General features: G+C 62.4%; 5 protein-coding genes. 3 read left to right on the top strand and 2 right to left on the bottom strand.

The annotated features are described in order from the left end of the window. Positions 1–757: ketohexokinase (gene khk / locus QT222_RS05520; RefSeq protein WP_491476566.1), on the top strand; the 757-nt coding region annotated here is incomplete at its 5' end. A 176-nt stretch (positions 758–933) separates the two neighbouring features. On the opposite strand, the gene QT222_RS05515 is transcribed toward khk, so the two are convergent. Both QT222_RS05515 and QT222_RS05510 read right to left on the bottom strand, forming a co-directional pair. Continuing rightward, positions 934–1,620, bottom strand: a complete 687-nt coding sequence (locus QT222_RS05515) for a helix-turn-helix domain-containing protein (RefSeq protein ID WP_004059234.1) — start codon at positions 1,618–1,620, stop codon at positions 934–936. Between the two features lie 233 nt (positions 1,621–1,853). Continuing rightward, positions 1,854–2,762, bottom strand: coding sequence for a DUF8155 domain-containing protein (locus tag QT222_RS05510; RefSeq protein ID WP_491476565.1), 909 nt, complete (start codon positions 2,760–2,762; stop codon positions 1,854–1,856). A 54-nt stretch (positions 2,763–2,816) separates the two neighbouring features. Here QT222_RS05510 and QT222_RS05505 point away from each other — a divergent pair, with 54 nt between their 5' ends. After that, on the top strand, positions 2,817–3,503 hold the full coding sequence (locus QT222_RS05505) for a lipoate--protein ligase family protein (protein WP_491476564.1): 687 nt from the start codon (positions 2,817–2,819) through the stop codon (positions 3,501–3,503). Between the two features lie 72 nt (positions 3,504–3,575). Further along, the coding region (locus tag QT222_RS05500; RefSeq protein WP_491476563.1) for an amidohydrolase family protein at positions 3,576–4,327 on the top strand (752 nt) is incomplete at its 3' end.

Raw genomic sequence — 4,327 nt, 5'->3', positions numbered from 1 at the left:
CTTCACGCTAGAAACGCTCGGAGCACCGGGCTACACCGACGCCGTCGAGTTCGAGGAAGGGAAACAGCTGATTACCGCATGCGGCGGGCTGACGGCAGTCGATTGGGGCGACAACGAATCCCGCGGCGGGCTCGAGCGGAATTTGGAACTCATGCACAGGACGGAAATATCCGGGATGAGGTACTGGTCGGAAATGCCTGCTCTCCCGGACGTGACCCGTGGGGTTCGAGAAGACCTCTGGCCGACGCTCTCGAATCCGCCGGAGACGCTCCTTCTCGACCCCGGAGACCTCCGGAAGCGAGAACCGGACGTGGTCGCCAAGGGAGTCGAACAAGTATCAAAGCTGGACGACTCGGTCGACGTGGTCGTCTCGGCGAATCGGTACGAGACGCGGTATCTCGCCCAACTCGCCGGTGTCGAAGCAGACGACTTCGAACGCGAGACGCGAGCAGCGTTCGACTACCTAGGTGTTACCCGATTCGTCGGCCACGGAATCGAAGCGGCCCACCTCGTCGACGACGACGGTGCTGCACATGTTCGCGTCCCTCGAACTGACGACCCGGAACTCACGACGAGTTCCGGCGACCACTTCAACGCCGGCCTCGCCCTCGCACACGTCCTCGGACTCGGGCGGGCCGAGTCACTGGTTGTCGGAAACGCCGTTGCTGGACATTTCGTTCGAAACGGAACCCCGCCAACGTACGACGAAATTAAGACATTCGTCACGTCGTACATCGATTATTTCAACGAGACATAAATATAGGTTGACCGAACAAGGGTCAGATATATTACTAGACTAGCCTATTGTCCGTTCGTCAGTGGCACCCCGCCATGGGCACGATATCGTTATTGGCGAATGCTGGTCGCCTTCGATGCGGTATCGCGGCTGCTTCATGGTCCCCCGTAACCGGCCACGACACCCACTACACACCATTATTTCGGACTTAGCGAGTCATCTTCGAGGTCCTCGACTGCCGAGCCGACGAGGTGGCGAAGCCCTCGACGAAGTCGCTGTGACAGCGCCTGTTCGGAGATTTCGAGGTTGGCTGCGATGTCGCTGAGCGTTGTCTCTTTGGGCGTCTCGAAATACCCCCGTGTAAAAGCGAGTTTGAGCGCGGCCAGTTGTTTCTCCGAGAGGTTACTGTTCGGGTAGCGCCGTTCGTCGAGCCGAGACGACTCAACTCGGCGAACGTCGATATCGATATCCCGTTCGAGGCATGTGTCGTGAAATCGAGTGGTCTGCTCGTTCGTCGGGAAATACACGGAGAGCGTCCACCCGTGCTTCGTTCCGACAATCTCCCGGACGATGCCACGACACTCTTGAATCGTCGAGATGAGACCGTCGTCTCGGAGCATCCACTCACAGCGGTACAGTCGCCCCTCGGGACTGTCTGAGACCACTTCGAAGTCCTTGACGCCAGCGTGCGTTTCGAGTAGGTCGGCGACTGCATCGGACCCGGCACCACGAGCGAAGAAGTACGGAACAGGCTCGCCAGAGACGGGAACACAGCCCATGAACGTGATTTCGAGTTCGGAGTCATCGAACGCGGGGCTAAGACACGAATCGTCAAGGGAGTGTCCCAGTTCGACTTCGTACCCGTAGGTGTGGTCATCAGTCATCGTTTCGTGGTTGTGGTAGCTTTGAAAGAAATCAGAGCATCGTCACATAACTGTGTATCACGTCTCACAAACGGTGTAAAACACGAACGAACAGAGGATATTATTTGTGGAGGTGACACCTTTCACCGTAAAGTCATTTAAATACTATCAGTCGTGGCCTGCTGGAGCTTTTGACTAATGTCACCTATATTTTATGTTTGTCAAAAGCTACGAAACGAAATGTCGAGTTATCATCAGAGCCGAATCGGATTGTTGCTCGGTCGAATCGTCACCGTAATCTCGTCCCCAATCTCGAACTCGTGGTTGGGGCAGACGACTTTCGTTCCGAACGCTGTTTGCGAAGCGAAAAGCGACAGCCCCGTAACGCGGTCACCGTTGGCAAACACGTCGAAATCGGTCCACGAAACGTCGCGACCGACGGTCTGTCCGACTTGTGCACCCAGAAGCGACAGCGACGTGTCGTCCGGAGCGGAAGAAAGCGTCCCACCGGCGGCGTAGTGAGCAAGCCCACCATCGAGAACGACGCCTTCGTCGCTGGCGAGGCCGACATACTCGCCGGAATCAACAGCACCCTCGTTTCGAGTCGGACGGTCGAGAACGACGAACGTCTCGCCCACATCGACGACCGTTCCATGGCCATCCCAATCGAGCGGTGAGACGGTTACGTCAGCCGTAAGCGGCAGCGACCCGCGAGCGCGATGGTGATTCGCCGACGCCGGTCGAAACCCGAGATGGATGTGGTTCGAAACCCACGGGGCGAAAAAGCCGGAGCGGACGAGTCGGCCGAGCGAATCGCCGACCTGTACCTCGTCACCCGCTGCGACGTCGGGGTCGACGTGGAGAATTCGCGCCACAAGACCGGTACGTGGGTCGCTGTCGGAGTCACCGCTCCAGTCCAGGCCGGTTGCTTCGGCGTCCACGTCGAGGAGAATGAGATATTCGTCTTCGTGAGCGTAGGGTTTGTCCGGTGCTCGGACAGTTCGCGCCTCGCGGACGACACCTGCAACGGGGGAGCGAGCGACCGGGTCGTCAGCAGCTACGTAGAGGTCGATAGCGCAGCCACTGTCGTGGGCGGGATACGGCGAGTTGTAGAGCGAAAAACGCTCGAAGCGAGAGCAGACCGACCGCGGCAGACGCAACATGGTCGTCGGGACGGGACGGATGTTCTTAGGTACGTCGAGGTATTTCGGATAGCTATGCGCGTCATCCGCGGCCGAGGACCCGACAGGGACGCCGACCGGAGGGTCACCGCGGCCATGCTCCGCGACGCGGGCGAAACGGGCGAACCGGCCTTCCGCGCGTGGACGCCGCACCGACAGATTGCTTTCGGCAGGCGAGACACCCGCGCCGAGCGATACGACGAGGCCGCTGCTGCTGCCGACGCACGCGGGTTCCCTCCCGTCGAGCGCTCCGTCGGCGGGAGAGCAGTCGCCTACACCGGCACGACCGTCGCCTTCGCCCACGCGGTCCCACTCGATGACGCACGAACCGGCCTCGACGAGCGATACGAAGCTGGCACTTCCGCCGTCGTTCGCGCCCTGCGGACCCTCGGCGTCCCCGCCCGACGAGGCGAACCGCCGAAGTCGTACTGCCCCGGCGAGCACTCGATTCAAGCGGGTGGAAAGCTCTGCGGCATCGCCCAGCGCGTCCGGAAGTCGGCCGCGCTCGTCTCGGGCGTCGTCGTCGTCGCCGACCGCGACGAAATCGCCGACATACTCGTCCCAATCTACGACGCGCTCGACGTTCCGTTCGACCCCGACTCGGTCGGGAGCGTCGCAACCGCGGGCGGTCCAGCGAGTTCGGACGACGTGTGTCAGGCACTCGAATCAGTCTTCGTCGGCGACGCGGAGACGCGAGTCGAAGACGCCGACGACGTGGTGTGAACTTGCGGTCGATAGTATTCTCTCACCGACCGAACCGCCGGACTTAGAACCCGGCGTGTCGCACCCTCATCTATGCGAATCGAGAACGCGACGCTGGCCGACGGGCGCGTGGTCGATGTCCGCGTCGAGGACGGCGCTATCGACGCGGTAGGCGACCTCGACCCCGTCGACGGCGAGGAGGTACTCGACGCCGACGAGAATCTGTTGCTGCCGGGCGCTATCGACGTTCACGTCCACTTCCGCGAACCCGGATTCGAACACAAAGAGACGTGGGAAACCGGCTCTCGGAGCGCCGCCGCGGGCGGCGTGACGACCGTCGCCGACCAGCCGAATACGGACCCGACGACGACGACCGGCGACGGATTCGACGCGAAGGCCGACCGGGCCGCAAACTCCTGTATCGATTACGGCATCAACGGCGGCGTCACGCCCGACTGGGACCCCGAAAACCTCTTCGAACGCCCGCTTTTCGCCCTCGGCGAAGTGTTCCTCGCCGATTCGACCGGCGACATGGGTATCGACGCCGACCTCTTCGCTGCGGCCGCCGAGCGCGCCGGCGAGGCTGGCGTTCCCGTAACTGTCCACGCCGAAGACGCCGAGCTCTTTGACGAGTCCGCTATCGAAGGCGACCTCGGCGGTCCCGGCCGCGACGCCGATTCCAACGCGTGGAGCGCCTACCGCCGCGCCGCGGCCGCAGAAGCCGCCGCGGGACGCGCCGTCCGCGTCGGGGGCGCGACCAGCGCCCAGATTCTCATCGCCCCTACGCGCCCGCCCGAACGCGTCGGTGCCGCCCGCCACGGCGGCGCGCCCCGCGACGCGACGCC

It is taken from the genome of Haloferax sp. s1 (assembly GCF_058382125.1).
Note: the sequence above shows the minus strand (reverse complement) of the source record. Positions and strands in the feature narration are given on the sequence as shown.